This is a genomic window from Propionivibrio limicola (genome assembly GCF_009469695.1).
GTDB classification, from domain to species: domain Bacteria; phylum Pseudomonadota; class Gammaproteobacteria; order Burkholderiales; family Rhodocyclaceae; genus Propionivibrio; species Propionivibrio limicola.
The window spans coordinates 73422-90165 of sequence record NZ_SSSR01000011.1 but is presented as its reverse complement, the minus strand read 5'-3'; the positions used below and the strand labels follow the sequence as shown (position 1 = coordinate 90165).

Sequence of the window (16744 nt, the reverse complement as noted above, 5' to 3'; positions counted from 1 at the left end):
CGTTCGTGATCACCGGCGCCTCAAAAACCGCCGATCTTCTCAGTTCGGTGTATCAACTTTCAATCGCTGGCCTGTGTCAATTTACAACCGCTGGTGACAATTGGACAGCGGTGTCGACCAGACAGGGCAACTCATCGGACCAAAACACCGCGACGGCAAAGAGGCGAGACGCACCATCGTGCTCACTCTCAATAGCTGGCGCACAGGAACCCTGCCAAATACCGCAAAAATCACTGAGTACTTCCCGGATGATGCTCCCTTGGTATTTCACGGGGTATTTGAGCCAGATTGGCAGCAGTCTTCTGCTGATCTCGTTCAAGGCGCCTTGGCGTTTATTGAACGCAGAGGACTTGATACCAGCAAACTGCAACACGAAATCCCGATGACACAGGAAAGGCTGGAGAGAGTGGTAGCGGGTACCGCTTCCGAGGACGAAGGATTGAAGTTTGCACAACTGCTGAGCCTGCGCTACAGGAAGCCCGACATGGCAACAATCCGGATTCGCCTGCGGGTGGCACGCATGGTGCAGGATGGCTACGAGCGCCTGCTGGAGTACCTGTGCCCGGGCGTCGAAAAGGCTTGCGTCGATCCCGAACAGAACAAACTACTACAACTGATTGCGCTGTTCGAGTGGGTGTACAACCTCACAGTTGAAGCGCACAAGCATGGAGAGACAGAAGCCGAGGAAAACGCTTGGTTTGAAGAAAACCTGCCGCAATGGGGAAAAGAAGACCTGCTGCTGTCCATCGTGCCTTCACGCTTTGCTACAGCATATCAAGAGCTCGCACACCGCTTGAGCCGGAAATTCCAGGGCTTATCTGAGGCTGATGAAGGACTTGAAGATCTCGTCCCGATTGATACGAGCAAGGCAGACATCATCTTGGAACGCCGCCGGGTTGCTGTTGAGCAGGAACGCAGCGAACTTGTAAAACTTGCCAAACTGCGCGAACGAATTCGTAGTGCCTCGCCTTGGCGCGCGCTGCAAGGCGAAGACAGTTTCTGGGTGGTTAGCCAGATCGCCGGAGACGATACGCAGCAACTCAGGGTGCGTGAAATCGCTACTGAGAGAATGCATGAGCTTGCGCAGACGCCGGCTGACTTTGTTGCCACTATATGCAACGAAGTCGGACGCCTCCTGAGTTGCAACTCGAAGTCTCGCCCGGCAGATGTTCAGGCCAAGGTCCAAGCGTTACTTGGCGAAGTAGAGCAGCACCCCGGCCTCGACTCGTGGAATACACTCGTCCTTTTCGTGCGTGCGAAGCACCGCCTGGCACAAAACGATTTAGAGGGGGCGCGTGACGACTTTAAAGCGGCCATGAAATCCTGTGCGGAAAACGGGTGCGGCGGCCTGCGTGGCGAAGCAGCCATGAATGCGTGGGCGGTGGAGCTTGTGTTGTGCAAGCTCAATAGGCAGAACCACGAGAGCTACTACAGGAACATGCTTGGATACATGGAGTTCCCTCTTGGCATTCCGGCTTTCGAGGACGCAGCGGCTCGCTGTGAAGAGCATTTCTGGACGGTTCTGTATCAACCCTATGCGGGAATCGAGCCCTTGGATCACGGTGATCCGGAGACTGTGCTCAAAGAGACTTTTGGTCTGATAGAAACGGGCAATTGGGATGGCTTGCAAGCTTGGCTGAAACGCCGCGCGAGAGATTTCCGCAAAAAATCCCTGCGCAGCGCGCGGTGCGATAGCGTTCTTTTGCAGTGGATGAAAATGCAAGACTGGTGCGGTCAGATGCTTTCCAACGCGATACGAATGGCCCCTCTGCATTTCGCGGATAAGATTTCGGCACATGGTGAGAAGCGGCGTGAGGCAATGCAGATGCTGTTGGCAGAATGGCCGGAGCAAGCGAACATCGCCGACTTCAAAGGTCAGACACCGTTGATGCTGGCCGCCAACGAAGGGGATGTCGAACTGGTTCATCTGCTGCTGGAGGCTGGTGCCGATGTTGATGCGCAGGACTATATTGGGCGTACGGCGCTGCATAGTGCAGCCACAGGACGGTCAGCCAGGGCAAAGATCGCCAGCGATATGAGCAGGTAGAGCATCAGTTCACTGGTCAGCAGCCCCCAAACCGAAGACCGAGATGATCGAGCTGGTCCCATTTCAAACATGGCCAGCACAAGGATTAACGAAAAACCGGCGGTAGCCAGACCCGACAGTCCCGCCACAGGCACAGCCAGACCGGCTGCTGCACCAACTCCAATTGTTTTCCAAAAACTTGCCATCAAACACCTCTGTAATGTCACCTATAGTGATCATTTTATGGCGTTTGGATGCGAATGTCACTTATAGAGCGGGTACTTATCGGGCGTGGCCCTATAAAGAGGGGACTCATAGAGTTGTTTCTCTTTGAAAGAGAGAAACATGGACTCCGATCCGAGAGTGCGCTTCGGCTTGAAGCTGATTGAAATCAGGAAGACCCGAGGTTGGTCGCAAGAACGTCTGGCGCTGGAAAGTGGTTTGGCGCGTAGTTACTTGGGCGGCGTGGAGCGTGGGCAACGCAACATCGCGCTGCTTAACATTTTCAAACTGGCCGAAGCACTGGCAGTGGAGCCGGAAGTGTTACTGGAGGCTCCCGTCACTAAACAGGAGTCAAGCGTCGTAACATCGTAGCGTTACGTTATCGTAACGCTACGATGGTCTCTGCTTGATTGCTCGCCGTAGCCATCGCAGCACACCTACTATTCAGGCAATGTAAAAGCCGTTAATATGGTCCTTAATTGATTTTCGTGGCGTTTAGGATCATCTAAGTGGCTTTTTCTTTATCGACTCCCGCTGAAATCCTGCACTCCCTCGGGGTACGTCTTCGGGAGCAGCGGCTTGCCCAGTCACTAACGCAGCGTGAATTGGCGCAGATGGCCGGGCTGTCGCTGGGCGCGTTGCGCAAACTCGAGACCGACGGCCAGTGCTCGCTGGAAACGCTGGTTCGCGTGGCGCAGGCGCTCGGGCTGCTGGATGCACTGGAAGATCTCTTTGTCCTCAAACGGCAATCCATCGCCCAGATGGAACAGGTTGATGTCGTTAGTCGACGCCAGCGCGCGCCGCGCAAGAAGACGTCATGAAACAGCTCACCGTGCATTATTGCGGCTGGGGGGAGGACTGGCCGCTGGGGCGGCTGGCTGATGACGGTCAGACCCTGCTCTTCGAATATTCCCCCGAGGCCCTGGCTCAAGGTTTGGAGTTGTCACCGCTGCATTTGAAGCTGCGTGCCGATGCCTACGGGAGCTTCCCGGCCCACCTGCATCGTCTCCCGGGCCTGATCGCCGACAGCCTGCCCGATGGCTGGGGTTTGCTGCTGATGGACCGCCTGTTTCGCCAACATGGTGTGCGTCATCCCGGACCGCTGGACCGGCTGGCCTTCATTGGCGAGCGGGCCATGGGCGCTTTGCGCTTTGTTCCGGCGAGCGAAACCGGTGCCGAGGAGCCGGACTGGTCGTTGTTGGCTCTGGCTGAACAAAGCCGGCGCGCGCTGGCTGGCGAGGCGGGTGCCGCCCTGCGCGAACTCGCGCTCACTGGCGGCTCGCCGCAAGGCGCCCGACCCAAGGCGTTGGTGCAGTACGACGCAGCAACCGGGCAAGTCAGCACCCGTCCTGATGCGCCAGGCAGTCCCTGGCTGGTCAAGTTTCCGGCGCAGAACGAACACAAAGAAGTCTGCGTCATCGAGCAGCTCTACGCCGAGTTGGCTCGGGATTGCGGACTGGATGTGCCCGAAAGCCGTTGGTTTGACCTTGCTCCCGACCTGGCCGCATTTGGCGTCGCACGCTTCGACCGAGAAGGTGGCCAACGCGTCCCGGTACACAGTCTGGCCGGATTGCTGCAAGTGGATTTTCGCCTGCCAGGTGCCACCGACTACACCGCCTTCCTGCGGGCCACCCGTTTCCTGACGCGTGACGAGCGCGAAGTGGAGAAAGCCTACGCACGCGCCGTCTTCAATGTGCTCTTCCACAACCGGGATGACCATCCCAAGAACTTCGCCTGGCGTCTCGGGCGTGACCGGCGCTGGCGTCTGGCGCCGGCCTTCGATTTGACCTTCAGCGAAGGCCCGATGGGCCAGCACCACTTGGACGTTTGCGGCGAAGGTGCCGCCATTGAACGCCAGCATCTGTTGCGCCTGGCGAAGGAGGGGGGCGTCTCGACGAAAGAGGCTGAGGATGTCATCGACCGGATGTTGCTGCAGGCAACATCACTGGCTGAACGGTTTGAGCACGTTCAGATTAGGCGGCCTATGGCACAGGAGATAAAATCGGCCATTGACACCTGTTGTCGGCGCTTGGAGCGCTGAATTCGAGAATGCCGCAATTGCCCCAGATCGCAATTGAACGGACTCAGCAGTGAGTTTTTTGAGTACAAAAATGAGTACGTTTTTTTAAGGAGTAGATTGGCGATGGTTTTTATCAATGACTTACAAGCGCAATCGCGCTTTAACGTCTAACTTCGGGCTGTGGCGTGCCGGCCGGGGTGATTGGCGCTTCGCCGGTGGCGTACCGCGGCCGCTTTGCGCCTTCTCCGACCGGGCCGTTGCATTTCGGCTCGCTCGTTTCGGCCGTTGGCAGTTATCTCGATGCGCGCGCGCAGCGGGGCGAATGGTTGCTGCGCATCGAGGATGTCGATGCACCGCGTACCGTCCCCGGCGCCGCCGACGGCATTCAGCGCACGCTTGAGGCTTTCGGTTTCGAGTGGGACGGCGAGGTCGCCGTTCAGAGTCACAGGCATGACCTCTACCATGCCGCGCTTGTTCGTCTTCAACTCGATGGACTCGTCTATCCCTGTGCCTGCTCGCGCAGCGAGATTGCCGCGGCGACTACGGCGACGGCGCGATCGATTGACGGTGGCCTGCTCTATCCCGGAACCTGCCGCAACGGTTTGGGTGACGGACAGGCCGCGCGCGCTTGGCGTCTGCGGGTGCCGGATCGAGAGTTTTGTCTCGTCGACCGCGTGCAGGGGAAGGTGCGCCAGAATCTGGCGCGGGACGTCGGCGATTTTGTCCTGTTCCGCGCCGACGGGCTTTATGCCTATCAGCTTGCCGTGGTGGTCGATGACGCCGTGCAAGGCGTCAATGCCGTTGTGCGTGGCGTCGATCTGCTTGATTCAACGCCGCGCCAGATGTGGCTGCAGGAATGTCTTGGTTTTCCGACGCCGAGTTACGCGCACTTGCCGGTGGCCGTCAATGCGGCGGGGGAAAAACTGTCCAAGCAGACGCGGGCGGCGCCGGTCGAGGTCGGCGCTGGCAGCGAGGTGCTGGCCGATGCGTTGAGTTTCCTCGGGCATGCCGTTCCGGCGGAAGTGCGCGGCGCGCCGCTCGCCGACTTCTGGCGCTGGGCCATCGATCATTGGACGATGGCCCGTGTCCCCGCGGTGCGGGCCATTTTCCCCGGTCAGTGAGACACCGGGCGTTTCCTTATTTCATCGTCTTGATGGCGTCGAACAGCGCCTTTTGTTGCGGTGTGCTGACGAATTTGTCGTAGACCGGCCGCATCGCGTTGCGGAACGACTCCTTGTTGATGTCCTTGACGAAAACCGTGCCGGCCGCTTGCGTGCCTTTGCGGGCGTTGTCGTCGCGCTCGCGCCAGAGACGCCGCATGACCGGTACGCAGTCGCGCGCCGCCTCGGCGATCAGTGCCTGATCTTCGGCCGCAAGCGACTCCCAGCGCTTTCTCGAGAAAACGAGCAACTCGGGAATCATCGCGTGCTCGGTCAGATTGTAGTGCGTGGCGGCCTGATGCAGCTTGTAACCGTAGAAGGTCGGGGTGTCGCCCTCGCCGGCTTCGACAAGGCCGGTCTTGAAGCCGGCGCCGATGTCTTCCATGGCCATCGGCGTCGGGACGGCACCCATCGCCTTGGCGATCGCGATCCACAGGTCGGACTGCATGACGCGCAGCTTCATGTCGCGCATGTCGGCCAGGGTGCGGATCGGTTTGTTGGCATAGATGTTGCGCGCGCCGCAGTCGAAGAAGGCCAGACCGACGTAAGCCGAGTTGGCGAAGGAGGCCAGAATTTCCCGGCCCGGGGCGCCGTCGAGCGCCCTTTGCTGGTGCTCGGTGGAGGTGAAGAGGTAAGGCAGCGCCGGCACGACGGTGGCCGGGCAGTCCTTGTTGAAGGCGGCGCAACTGGCGCGGGTCATGTCCAGCGTGCCGTTGCGCAGTTGCTCCAGCTCATCCTTTTCCGGACCGAACACGCCACCGGGAATGACCTTCAGTGTGATTCGTCCCTGACTGCGCTGTTCGAGCGCCGCCGCCATCGCCTGTGCGGCGCGGATCGCCGGATGGTCTTCCGGGTGCGTGTCGGCCAGGCGGAGAACGATCTTCTTCTCGCCGGAATCGACCTTGTAGGCCGACAGTGTTTGCCCCATGGCATAGCCGACCTGGGTCATGCGCCCGGCGCCGGTAGCGGAATCTCTCGCCGCGGCTGAATTCTGTTCGCTCATCTGGGCGATCTGCTCGATGTTGCGGGCGATCGTCGAGCTGGCCGTTTCCTGTTCCTTCATGGCGCCGGAAATGTCGGCAACGAGGATGGCCGCCGCCTCGGCGCCGGTTTTGAGTTTCTCGATCGATTCGCCGGCTTCCCGGGCGTTGACGACACCTTCGTCGACGATTTTTTCCGTCTGGAGCATGCTTTCGACGGCCTCGTGCGCGCCTTCCTGAACGCGGCGCAGGAGATCACTGATTTCCTGGGTCGACAGTGTGGTGCGTTCGGCGAGCTTGCGCACTTCGTCGGCGACGACGGCAAAGCCGCGCCCCTGTTCGCCAGCCCGGGCCGCTTCGATGGCGGCGTTGAGCGCCAGAAGATTGGTCTGGTCGGCGATCTCGCGGATCATCCGGGCGACCGACGAAATGCTGTCGCAATCGGTGCTGAGTGCCTTGATTCGCGTTGCCGCCTGGCGCACGGTGTCGGCGATCTTCTGGATGGCGTCGACGGTGTGGAGGATGACGCTGCCGCTTTGTTCGGCAATTTCCCGCGATTCCTGCGCGTGCTGGCTGGCGTCGTCGGCCTGCTCGGCGACCGTCGAGATGCTGACGGTCATTTCCTCCATCGCCGCCGCCATGTTGCTCGATGCATCGCTTTGCACCTGTGAATTGCGGGCAATCTTGCGCGAAGAATGGTCGACCTCTTCGGTGACGTCGAGCAGGTGAGCGACCGATTGCTGGATGTCGAGGAGGCTGGCGCGCAATCGCCCTTGCAGCCGCTCGTAGGCGCGCAGGGCATGGCCGATCTCGTCGTCGGTGCCGGTGACGGGAACCGTTCCCGTGAAATCCAGATTGTCCGCCGCGTCGCCGATGACTGATTCCAGCGTCTGGAGCGGTCTGACGATGGAACGGCGGAACAGGTAGCCCAATGTGCCGAGCAGCGCCAGACCAAGGGCGAGAACGACGAGCATCGCGGTGCGGGCGTTATCCAGCGCGGCGAGTGCCGACTGGACGGTGGCCGGAGTGGCGGTGACTTCGGCCGCGCCGGACTTGCCGGACAGTTGCCCGATAACGCTTTCCGCGGCGGCGAAGCCGTTAAGCGCCACAGCGAAAACAATCACGGAAGTGACCAGCGCTGCACAAATCAGCAAAACGATCTTGCGCGAAATACTCATTTCTGCCCCCTTTTTTGTTTTGTGATCGGGCGTGTGCCCGTGGACGCGCCCGCTGTTCAGGATTGTGCCGCAAGAGCCGGCCCGTGTGCAGACTGTAGGACCGTTGTGCTTCAAAATTCGAGCGGGTCGACTTCGAGATGCCAGCGCAGGCGGGACGGTGTCTTTATCGCGTCGACGGCTTCGCGCCATGCCGTCAGGAAAACCTGCAGGGCGCGTCGCGAGGGCGATTCGATGAGCAGTTGCGCGCGCTCGAAGTTGGCGCGGCGGGCCATGCGCATCGGCACCGGGTCGTAGAGCATCACGTCGGGATGGTGCGCGGCGTCAGGCCAGGCGCGGGCGGTGGTCAGGAAGGCGAGCGCGTCGGCCAGGTGCGGCGCTTCGGCACGCAGCATGGCCTGATAGGCATAGGGAGGAAAGCCCGCCTGTTCCCGCTCCTTGAGCTGCGCGGCGGCGAAGGCGGGATAGTCGTGACGGACGAGGGCCTCGTAGAGCGGGTGGTCGGGGAACTGCGTCTGGATCAGGACTTCGCCGGGCAGTTCGGCGCGCCCGGCACGGCCGGCGACCTGCATCAGTTGCGCGAAGAGGCGCTCGGGGGCGCGCCAGTCGGCGGCGAAGAGCGCGGAATCGGCGCCCAGTACGCCGACCAGCGTCAGCTTGGGGAAATCATGCCCTTTGGCCAGCATTTGCGTGCCGACGAGAATGTCGGCGTCGCCCGCGTGGATCTGCTCGACCAGCGCTTCCCACTGTTTGCGGCTCTTGGCCGAATCGCGGTCGACGCGCAGGATGCGCGCCTGCGGGAAGCGTGCGGCGAGCACCTCTTCGATGCGTTGCGTGCCGCGTCCGAATGGCTGAATGTCCTGGTTGCCGCAGGTCGGGCAGCTTTTAGGAATGCGGCATTCGAAGCCGCAGTGGTGACAGCGCAAACGCCCGTCGGAAAGATGCAGGACGAGATTGGCGGCGCAGCGCCTGCAACGCGAAATCCAGCCGCACTGGGTGCAGGTGAGCACCGGTGCGTAGCCGCGCCGGTTGAGGAACACGAGGCTTTGTTCGTCACGTGCCAGACGCTTTTCGATGGCCGCCAGCAAGGCGCCACAGAGCCCGTCCTGCAGTTTTTCGACGCGCGTGTCGATGCGCTGCACGGCGGGCAGGCGGGCGCTTTGCACGGCGCGCTCGTGCAGCGTCAGCAAGGTGTAGCGGGCGGGCGTGCGATTGTCGACGGCGTTGGCCCAGCTTTCCAGCGATGGCGTCGCCGATCCGAGCACGATGGGAATCTGGTGCTGATGGGCGCGGAAGACGGCGAGATCGCGCGCCGAGTAGCGGATGCCGTCCTGCTGCTTGAACGAGGGGTCGTGCTCTTCGTCGACGATGATCAAGCCGGGGGCGGGCAGCGGCGTGAACACGGCCAGCCGGGTGCCCAGCACAATGCGCGCCCGGCCTTCGAAAGCGGCCTTCCAGTTGCGCGTGCGCGCCGCCTCGGTCAATTCGCTGTGCAGGCTGGCCAGCTCGACGCCGGGAAAGCGCGCCGCGACGCGGTTTTCAAGTTGCGGCGTCAGGTTGATTTCCGGCACCAGGAGAAGCGCTTGCCGGCCCTCCGCAAGGCAGCGCTCGATCAGGCGCAGATAGACTTCCGTCTTGCCGCTGCCGGTCACGCCGTGCAGCAGATAAGCGTGAAAACCGGTGCCGGCGTTGACGGCGTCGATGGCGGCTTTCTGTTCGCCGGTCAGCGTTGGCGCGGCGCGTTGCGCCACCGCCGTGACCGTCCGCTTGGTCGCCCGGGCCTTGGGCGGCGCAACGCGCCGCAGCCCGGCCGGGAGTGCCGCCAGCATCGCCTCGCCGGTTGGACGCTGGTAGTAGGCGGCGCAGAATTCGAGCAGACGAAACCAGTCGGCCGGTAGCGGCGGCAGGTCGCGCAGCACTGCTTCGAGCGGCTTTACCTGCTCAAGCGGATGGTCGCTGGCCTGCGGCAGGTCGACGAGCAGGCCGATGCGCGCATGGCGACCGAAGGGGACGCGCACCCGCAAGCCGATATCGGCGGCCGACAGTGTTTCGGACTCCGGAACCCGATAGTCGAAGAAACGATGCAGCGGAAGATCAAGAGCAACGCGTGCGATCTGCATGGTCGCCGGCTAGTGCTCGCGCAGGAAAAACGGCAAAAATAGACCTTTCGTCATAGTCGGGTTAGCGACAGAAGTTCTTCCGGCTTCTGTAAAAAAACGCGTAACTCATTCACGTACCAGCGTATTTCCAGTTGTTCACATTTTCTGTGGATAACTCTGTGGGTTAGTCACGGACAAGTGCCGCGAAGGCCCGCCGGGCAAGGGGTTTTCTTGCGTTGCCGCAAAAAGCGGCAGTAAAAAAGTCGTTAAAAATCAAAGTTTTGTGGTTAAGTGTCTGATTTTTCATGGGGTGCGTGACCTTTTGTGACAGAAGAAAAGCTTCTGTGCATAAGTCAACCCCGATATAAGGCTCAGAACGTTGTTTTTCGCCGTTGTCGGCTGTAGTCATGCACCGTCTCGACGAGTGCGGCGATATGCTCGGGCGGGGTGAATTGGGAAACGCCATGTCCGAGATTGAAGACGTGGCCGGTATGGCCGGGGCCGTAGCTGTCGAGCACGCGTCGCGTCTCGGCGGCGATTTTTTCGGGCGAGGCGAACAGCACGGCGGGGTCGAGATTGCCTTGCAGGGCCACGCAGTCGCCGACGCGCTGGCGGGCGCTGGCGAGGTCGATGCTCCAGTCCAGGCCGATCGCATCGCAGCCGCTGTCGGCGATGGCTTCCAGCCACAGGCCGCCGCCTTTGGTGAAGACGATCGACGGGACGCGCTCACCGTCGTTCTCCCGGATCAAGCCGTCCACGATGCGTTGCATGTAGGCGAGCGAGAACTCGCGGTAAGCGGCTGTCGTCAAGATGCCGCCCCAGGAGTCGAAGAGCATCACCGCCTGCGCGCCCGATTCGATCTGGGCGTTGAGGTAAGCGATGACAGCTTCGGTGGTGACGTTGAGGATGTGGTGCAGCAGGTCGGGACGTTCGTAGAGCATCGTCTTGACCTGACGGAAATCGGGGCTGGCGGCGCCCTCGATCATGTAGCAGGCGAGCGTGAACGGGCTGCCGGCGAAGCCGATCAGCGGTAGCGAGTTGTCGAGTGCGCGGCGGATCTCGGCCACCGCGTCCATCACGTAGCGCAGATGAACATTCGGGTCGGGAACGCTCAGGTCGCGAATCGCCCATTCCTCGCGCAGCGGTCGTTCAAAACGCGGTCCTTCGCCGTCGGCGAAATGCAGGCCGAGACCCATGGCGTCCGGGATGGTCAGGATGTCCGAAAACAGGATGGCGGCGTCGAGATCGAAGCGTGCCAACGGTTGCAGCGTCACCTCGCAGGCCAGCGCCGGATTCTTGCAAAGCTGCAGGAAACTGCCGGCGCGCTTGCGCGTTTCGCGGTACTCGGGCAGATAGCGCCCGGCCTGGCGCATCAGCCAGACCGGGGTGTAGTCGGTCGGTTCCCTGAGCAGGGCGCGGAGAAAATTGTCGTTGCGGGGACGGGGCACGAGAGACTCCACCGGAAAGGGTTAAAGGGGGAACCGAGGCTATTCCAGTAGTGTATCCGGCACCGGCGTCGCCTCTGCTTCTTCACCGCGCTTGCCGAAGTGGATGCCCAGCTGCTTGAGCTTGCGGTACAGGTGGGTGCGCTCGAGGCCGGTCCGTTCGGCGATGCGCGTCATGTTGCCGCCATCGATTTTCAGGTGATGCTCGAAATACATCCGCTCGAACGCCTCCCGTGCTTCGCGCAGCGGCTGGTTGAAAAGAGGCAGGGCGGGAGGCTGCGGGCTGGCCGTTTCTTCCTCCAGCTGCAGGAGCTCGTTGACGTCCTCCTGCGTGATTTCTTCCTCGAGCGCCGAGAGCGCCAGATTCTTCACGGCGGCCAGCAGTTCCGGCCATTCGCCCTGCCAGCGATGCAGGCGCAGGGCATTGAGCGCGGCACTCGAAAAATAGCGCGTCGGCACGCCGTGCCGCTCGATCAGGTGTGACAACAGGAGCACGGCGATTTCCGGCACTTCGTCCGGGTGTGTGGAGAGCAGCGGCAGCGCCACCCAGACTTCGCCGAGTCGGGCGACGAGTCCGGCGTCCCAGCCGCTTTCCTGCAGCACCGTGAGCGGGCGCGACGTGGCCGCGACGAGCTGAATGTGATAGCGGCTGAGGCGTTCGAGGGCGAAAGCCAGATTTTTCTGCTGCAATTTGCCGAGCAGGGTCAGGTCGGCAATGAACATGATGCCGCCGCTGGCGTTTTCAAGCATCTCCTGCGTGAGCGGGGCGCTGGAGGCGGAGAGGTCGAGCCAGGGCGTCTTCGGCGCCTGCAGCGTGCGGGCGCAGATTTCGGCGATGCTGCCCGAGGCGCTTTTGAGCAGCAGCACCGAGGTGTTGGCGGCGGCTTGCTCAAGGCGTTTCTTGAGATCCTTGAGCAACGGCGAGCGGGCGAAGGCATTCAGCGTGAGCGGTGGCTTGTGCGGCGCCACTTCGTGCTTGAGCGCCTTTTTCACCGTCGCCAGCAGCTTTTGCAGGGCGATCGGCTTTTCGAGAAAGTCGATGGCGCCGACGCGCGTGGCTTCGACCGCCGAGTCGATCGTGCCATGGCCGGACATCATGACCACCGGCATCGTCAACAGGCCGCCCGCGGACCATTCCTTGAGCAGGGAGATGCCGTCGGTGTCGGGCATCCAGATGTCGAGCAGGACGAGATCGGGGCGTTTCTCGCTGCGCAGCTTGCGGGCAGCGGCAGCATTCTCGGCAAGCGAGACGGTGTGGCCTTCGTCGGCCAGGATTTCCGAAAGCAGTTCGCGGATTCCTACTTCATCGTCGACAACCAGTATTTGCGCCATGTTCAGTTCTCTACGGGTAAAGCGTTGTGATGGTTTTCCGGCGTCGCGGCCGGCGCCAGAGGCAGACGGATGCTGACCTCGGCACCGTGCGGCTGACGGTTGTTGATGCTGATCCGTCCGGCGTGCTCATCGACAATCTTCTTGACGATGGCCAGCCCGAGGCCGGTGCCGCCGGCCTTGGTCGTTACATAGGGCTCGAAGACGCGGGCGAGGATGTCCGGCGGGAAGCCCGGGCCGTTGTCGATGACGGCCAGTTCGGCCTGGCCGTCGGCCGCGCGCGTGGCGACTTCGATCCTCGGAGCCTCTACCCCTTCCTGGGCGTCTTCGGCGTTGCGCAGCAGATTATGGATGATCTGCCGCAACTGCGTCGCATCGCCGAGCGCCACCGGGCGGGCCGGGTCGAGATGGATGTCGATGCGCGCCTGCGATGTCTCATAAAGCCCGAGCACTTCGCCGACCAGCGCGTTGAGGTCGACCGGCGCCAGGGTCGGGGCCGGCAGGCGGGCGTAGTCGGAGAATTCATTGACCATGCGCTTCATCGCCTGCACCTGGTTGATGATCGTCTGCGTCGAGCGGCCGAGCATGTCGCGGTCGCCGTTGGCCAGTTTCTCGGCCAGCTTGAGTTGCAGGCGCTCGGCCGAGAGCTGGATCGGCGTCAGCGGATTCTTGATTTCGTGCGCCAGGCGGCGGGCGACCTCGCCCCAGGCGGCGCTGCGCTGGGCGGCCACCAGCCGCGTCACGTCGTCGAAGACGACGACATAGCCGCCGTTCGTCTCCTGTGGCAGTTGCGAACCGCGCAACAGCAGGATCTGCGGCAAGCCGCCCGGACGGTCGAGTTCGATCTGGGTCTGCCATTCCTTGTTGCCGTGTTCGGCGAACGCGTCGCGGATCGCTTGCCCGATCTTTATCTGGCGCGGCCAGGCATCGACCGTTTCGGCGAGCAGGCCGTCGAAGCCTTCGTCGAGGATTGTGCACGCGCCTTCGTTGACGGTGCGCAGCTTCAGGCAGCGGTCGAAGACAAGCACGCCGGCCGAGAGGTTGGCGAGGATCGATTCCAGATAGGCGCGCGCCGATTCGACGGCGATCCGGTGTTTTTCCGTGTCGCGCCGGGCCTCGTCGAGCTGGCGCGTCATCTGGTTGAACGACTGGGTGAGCACGCCGAGCTCGTCGCGGCTGTTGAGGGCGCGGCGCGGCGTGAAGTCGCCGGACGCGACGGCCTGCGTGCCTTCGGCGAGGATCGACAGCGGCGCCGAGAGACGGCGGGCAAGGACGAAGGCGACGACGATGGCGGTAAACAGGGCGAGCAGCACGGTCAGCGTCAGCGTCATGGCGTACATGCGGGTGAGCCCCTGCCGGCCGAGCGAGAGTTCCTGATAGTCGCGATAGACGGCCTGCACCTGTTCGGCGTTCGTTGCGATGCCGGCCGGCACGTCCTGCGTCAGCTGCAGGATCAGGTTTTCCTGGCCGAGCCCGAGCGGCGTCACCGGCACCATGACGCGCAGCCGCATGTCCTTGCCGTTCTCGCTCTCGACTTCACGGAAGACGCGGCCGCCGCGTGCCTGCCGCAGCAGCTCGGGGTCGGGTTGCGCGGGCAGGTACGACGACAGCTCGCTGGTCGCCGTGGCCAGCAGCTGCCCGGACGACGAGAACAGGGCGGCGAACTGAATGCCGGTCTGTTCGCGCAGCCGGTTGAGTGTCGCCCGTCGCCGGTGTTCCGGTTGGTCGCCAAGATCGAGGGCCATGGCGCGCCCCTTCTCGGCCAGGTCGTCGAGGAGCGCGTCGAGCGTGCTCTGGCCGAGATTGAGGCCTGATTCGAGCGCCTTTTCGACGCGCACGTCGAACCACGACTCGATGCTCTTGGTGACGAACTGCACCGAGACGCCGTAGATGAGGATGCCGGGCAGCACGGCCATCAGGCCGAAAATCAGCATCAGTCGCAGTTTCAGGCGCGAGCCGAAGACCTGGGCGCGGTGCTCATGCCAGAGCGCGCGAACCTGCCAGGTGATGAGGCCGAGCATGGCGAGGGCGACGACGCCGTTCAGGCCGAGCAGCCACGGATAGTAGCGGGCGAACAGCGCGGTGTTGGCGCTGGCCGAGGCGAGCAGGAAAACGAGGATGCCGCCGATGGAGGCCGCGACGATGAGCAGCGTTCTCATTTGCCTTCTCCCGGATCCGCCGGCGGGCCGGATTCGGACGGGGTGAATGTCCAGTTCGCCCACTCGGAGGTGAGCCGCCAGTCCTTGTTGGCCAGTGCGCCGATCTGGAAGGTGCGCGGCATTTGCGACAGGTCGAGGCGCATGCGCACGCCGGCGAGATAGGCCTGACCGTTGCGTACCTCGCCTTTGTCGAGCACTGGCCAGTCACGCAGGCGCGACAGGACGCGCAAGGCTTCACCGAGCGTGGCGAAGCTCTGGTGCAGTGTGCCGGTCGATAAACGGTACTGGCGCGTCAGCGCATGGTAGGACAGTTGCAGCGTGCGCGAGCGCTGGACGACCTTTTCGTCGAGCCAGTACCAGCGCGAACGCGTCAGCTCGAAATCGGTGACGAAGTAAAGGACGATGCCTTTGCTGACCGCTTCTTCAAGCCGTGCATTGAAGTTGATGCTGAACTCGGCGTTGAGTGCGTAGCCGTCGTCGGTGGCCACCAGTTGCGGGTCGCGCGCCGCCAGGTCCGAAGCCTGCGCCATCCGCGCCGGCAGGGTGACCAGCAGCGTCACGGCCAGCAGCAGGAACAGGCGGCCGGCGAAGGTTTTAATCGGCCTTGCCCAGCAACGCATAGTAGAAACCGTCGTTGTCGTCCTGCGGCAGCAATTGTTCCGCGTGCAGCAGCGTGGCGTCCGGCTGGCGGCAAAGGAAAGCGTCGATCTGCGCCGAATTTTCCTCGGTGAAGACCGAGCAGGTGGCGTAAAGCAATTTGCCGCCCGGCTTGAGCGTTTGCCAGAGCACGTCGAGGATGGCGGCCTGCGTATGCACGAGACGGCGGATGTCGCTTTCGCGGCGCAGCACCTTGATGTCCGGATGGCGGCGCACGACGCCGGAGGCCGAGCACGGCACGTCGGCAAGGATCGCGTCGAACGGACGGCCGTCCCACCACGGCTTGAGCTGGCTGCAGTCGGCGGCCTTCACCTCGGCGTGCAAGCCGATCCGGTGCAGATTGTCCTCGATGCGCCGGGTGCGCTTGGCGTCGATGTCGAGGGCGAGCAGGTCGAGGTCGGCCATTTCGAGCAGGTGCGCCGTCTTGCCGCCGGGGGCGGCGCAGGCGTCGAGCACGCGCGACCCGGCGGTCGGCGCGAGAATTTCCGCGGCGCGCTGGGCGCCGGCGTCCTGCACCGAAACCATGCCGTCAGAGAAGCCCGGCAGAGCGTCGACGGGGCACGGTTTTTGTAGCCGGATGCCGTTCCGGCCGAGCGGGCGGGCGGCGATGCCGGCGGCGTCCAGTCGGGCGAGATAGCCGGCCGGCGTTTCCTGAAGCTGGTTGACGCGCAGCGTCATCGGCGGCGGGCTGTTGGCCGTGTCGACAATCTGTTGCCAGTTGGCCGGATACGTCCGGCGCAGGCGGGTTAGCCACCAGCGCGGATGCTGGTAATGCGCCTCGTCGTCGGCTGCCAGTGCGGCGAGCAGCGCGTCGCGCTGGCGCAGGAAGTTGCGCAGCACGCCATTGACGAGTCCCTTGAACACCCCGCCCGACAGCTCGCCGGCGGCGGCGACGGCCTGATCGACGACGGTGTGCGTCGAATCGGTGCGCGTTTCCAGGCGATAGAGGGCGCCCAGCAGCAGCGCCTGCGTTTCGGCGTGCGTGAGCGCTTTGGTCATCAGTCGGCGCAGGAAGAATTCGCCGCGTCCGTAGCCGCGCAGGACGCCGTAGGCGACATCCTGGGCGGCGGCGCGAGCAGCCGACGGTTCGTTCGCCAGCTGCGTCAGCGCTTCGTTCAGGCTGCGGCCGGCGTGTACGGCAGCCAGCACGCGGGCAGCCAGCAGCAGGCTCCAGCCGAGCGAGTCGGGCGGTAGCGTGCGGGCGGTTTCGGCCGGCGGCGTGGCGGCTGCGTTGCCGCGCGGCGCTGTCTGGGGCGTGTCGGTTTTGCGCACGCGAACGATGCGTCGGGTGGGCGAAGGTGATGAAGTCGGCGTTTGGGGCCGGCTGGGCGTTGAAACCGGTTTTGAAGACAAGGCGGTGTTCTGCAAGAAGACGTCGGCTGGCGAGTTTAGCATGAGGCGGTGACGATCGAATCAGCTTAGATGCGGGCCGGCCGGGCGGTCTTGCCCGGATCGGCGAGCGACATGCTCCT

At 63.1% G+C, this 16744-nt stretch carries 13 protein-coding genes; 5 read left to right on the top strand and 8 right to left on the bottom strand.

Annotation, left to right across the window (positions count from 1 at the left end):
* The first annotated feature begins 100 nt into the window (after positions 1-100).
* The 5 genes from GH659_RS15045 (at position 101) to gluQRS (ending at position 5389) form a co-directional block, all read left to right on the top strand.
* Positions 101-2047, top strand: coding sequence for an ankyrin repeat domain-containing protein (locus tag GH659_RS15045; RefSeq protein ID WP_246167795.1), 1947 nt, complete (start codon positions 101-103; stop codon positions 2045-2047).
* Between the two features lie 324 nt (positions 2048-2371).
* On the top strand, positions 2372-2620 hold the full coding sequence (locus GH659_RS09395) for a helix-turn-helix domain-containing protein (RefSeq protein ID WP_153111145.1): 249 nt from the start codon (positions 2372-2374) through the stop codon (positions 2618-2620).
* Between the two features lie 137 nt (positions 2621-2757).
* The gene (locus tag GH659_RS09390) at positions 2758-3069 is read left to right on the top strand and encodes a helix-turn-helix domain-containing protein (RefSeq protein WP_153111144.1); all 312 of its coding nucleotides are present in this window, start codon (positions 2758-2760) and stop codon (positions 3067-3069) included.
* Positions 3066-4289 carry a type II toxin-antitoxin system HipA family toxin gene (locus GH659_RS09385; RefSeq protein ID WP_153111143.1) on the top strand — a complete coding sequence of 408 codons (1224 nt, stop codon included), beginning with the start codon at positions 3066-3068 and terminating at the stop codon, positions 4287-4289. Before GH659_RS09390 ends, GH659_RS09385 begins: the two co-directional genes overlap by 4 nt.
* Positions 4290-4453: 164 nt before the next feature.
* Positions 4454-5389 carry a tRNA glutamyl-Q(34) synthetase GluQRS gene (gluQRS, locus tag GH659_RS09380; protein WP_246167794.1) on the top strand — a complete coding sequence of 312 codons (936 nt, stop codon included), beginning with the start codon at positions 4454-4456 and terminating at the stop codon, positions 5387-5389.
* A 16-nt stretch (positions 5390-5405) separates the two neighbouring features.
* Here the strand turns inward: gluQRS and dctP are convergent, their stop codons facing one another.
* The 8 genes from dctP to rsmB all read right to left on the bottom strand — a co-directional run bounded on the left by dctP (position 5406) and on the right by rsmB (position 16544).
* Positions 5406-7586 carry a TRAP transporter substrate-binding protein DctP gene (dctP, locus tag GH659_RS09375; RefSeq protein ID WP_170285858.1) on the bottom strand — a complete coding sequence of 727 codons (2181 nt, stop codon included), beginning with the start codon at positions 7584-7586 and terminating at the stop codon, positions 5406-5408.
* 110 nt (positions 7587-7696) lie between these two features.
* Complete coding sequence (locus tag GH659_RS09370; RefSeq protein ID WP_153111141.1) at positions 7697-9703, bottom strand: primosomal protein N'; 2007 nt, start codon at positions 9701-9703, stop codon at positions 7697-7699.
* A gap of 163 nt (positions 9704-9866) precedes the next feature.
* The gene (locus tag GH659_RS09365) at positions 9867-10091 is read right to left on the bottom strand and encodes a hypothetical protein (RefSeq protein WP_153111140.1); all 225 of its coding nucleotides are present in this window, start codon (positions 10089-10091) and stop codon (positions 9867-9869) included.
* The gene (gene hemE / locus GH659_RS09360; RefSeq protein WP_153111139.1) at positions 10054-11130 is read right to left on the bottom strand and encodes a uroporphyrinogen decarboxylase; all 1077 of its coding nucleotides are present in this window, start codon (positions 11128-11130) and stop codon (positions 10054-10056) included. The genes GH659_RS09365 and hemE overlap by 38 nt, the downstream gene beginning before the upstream one ends.
* A gap of 39 nt (positions 11131-11169) precedes the next feature.
* Positions 11170-12459, bottom strand: coding sequence for a sigma-54-dependent transcriptional regulator (locus tag GH659_RS09355; protein WP_153111138.1), 1290 nt, complete (start codon positions 12457-12459; stop codon positions 11170-11172).
* Between the two features lie 2 nt (positions 12460-12461).
* The gene (locus GH659_RS09350) at positions 12462-14615 is read right to left on the bottom strand and encodes a sensor histidine kinase (protein WP_153111137.1); all 2154 of its coding nucleotides are present in this window, start codon (positions 14613-14615) and stop codon (positions 12462-12464) included.
* On the bottom strand, positions 14612-15235 hold the full coding sequence (locus GH659_RS09345) for a DUF4390 domain-containing protein (RefSeq protein ID WP_153111136.1): 624 nt from the start codon (positions 15233-15235) through the stop codon (positions 14612-14614). Before GH659_RS09345 ends, GH659_RS09350 begins: the two co-directional genes overlap by 4 nt.
* The gene (rsmB, locus tag GH659_RS09340) at positions 15210-16544 is read right to left on the bottom strand and encodes a 16S rRNA (cytosine(967)-C(5))-methyltransferase RsmB (RefSeq protein ID WP_246167793.1); all 1335 of its coding nucleotides are present in this window, start codon (positions 16542-16544) and stop codon (positions 15210-15212) included. Before rsmB ends, GH659_RS09345 begins: the two co-directional genes overlap by 26 nt.
* Between the last annotated feature and the right edge of the window lie 200 nt (positions 16545-16744).

What these genes read in the sequence shown, in the direction of transcription:
- GH659_RS09395 (WP_153111145.1), top strand. Translation starts at nt 2,372, where the DNA reads ATGGACTCCGATCCGAGAGTGCGCTTCGGCTTGAAGCTGATTGAAATC.
- GH659_RS09385 (WP_153111143.1), top strand. Translation starts at nt 3,066, where the DNA reads ATGAAACAGCTCACCGTGCATTATTGCGGCTGGGGGGAGGACTGGCCG.
- dctP (WP_170285858.1), bottom strand. Translation starts at nt 7,586, where the DNA reads ATGAGTATTTCGCGCAAGATCGTTTTGCTGATTTGTGCAGCGCTGGTC.
- GH659_RS09370 (WP_153111141.1), bottom strand. Translation starts at nt 9,703, where the DNA reads ATGCAGATCGCACGCGTTGCTCTTGATCTTCCGCTGCATCGTTTCTTC.
- GH659_RS09365 (WP_153111140.1), bottom strand. Translation starts at nt 10,091, where the DNA reads ATGACTACAGCCGACAACGGCGAAAAACAACGTTCTGAGCCTTATATC.
- GH659_RS09355 (WP_153111138.1), bottom strand. Translation starts at nt 12,459, where the DNA reads ATGGCGCAAATACTGGTTGTCGACGATGAAGTAGGAATCCGCGAACTG.
- GH659_RS09350 (WP_153111137.1), bottom strand. Translation starts at nt 14,615, where the DNA reads ATGAGAACGCTGCTCATCGTCGCGGCCTCCATCGGCGGCATCCTCGTT.
- GH659_RS09345 (WP_153111136.1), bottom strand. Translation starts at nt 15,235, where the DNA reads ATGCGTTGCTGGGCAAGGCCGATTAAAACCTTCGCCGGCCGCCTGTTC.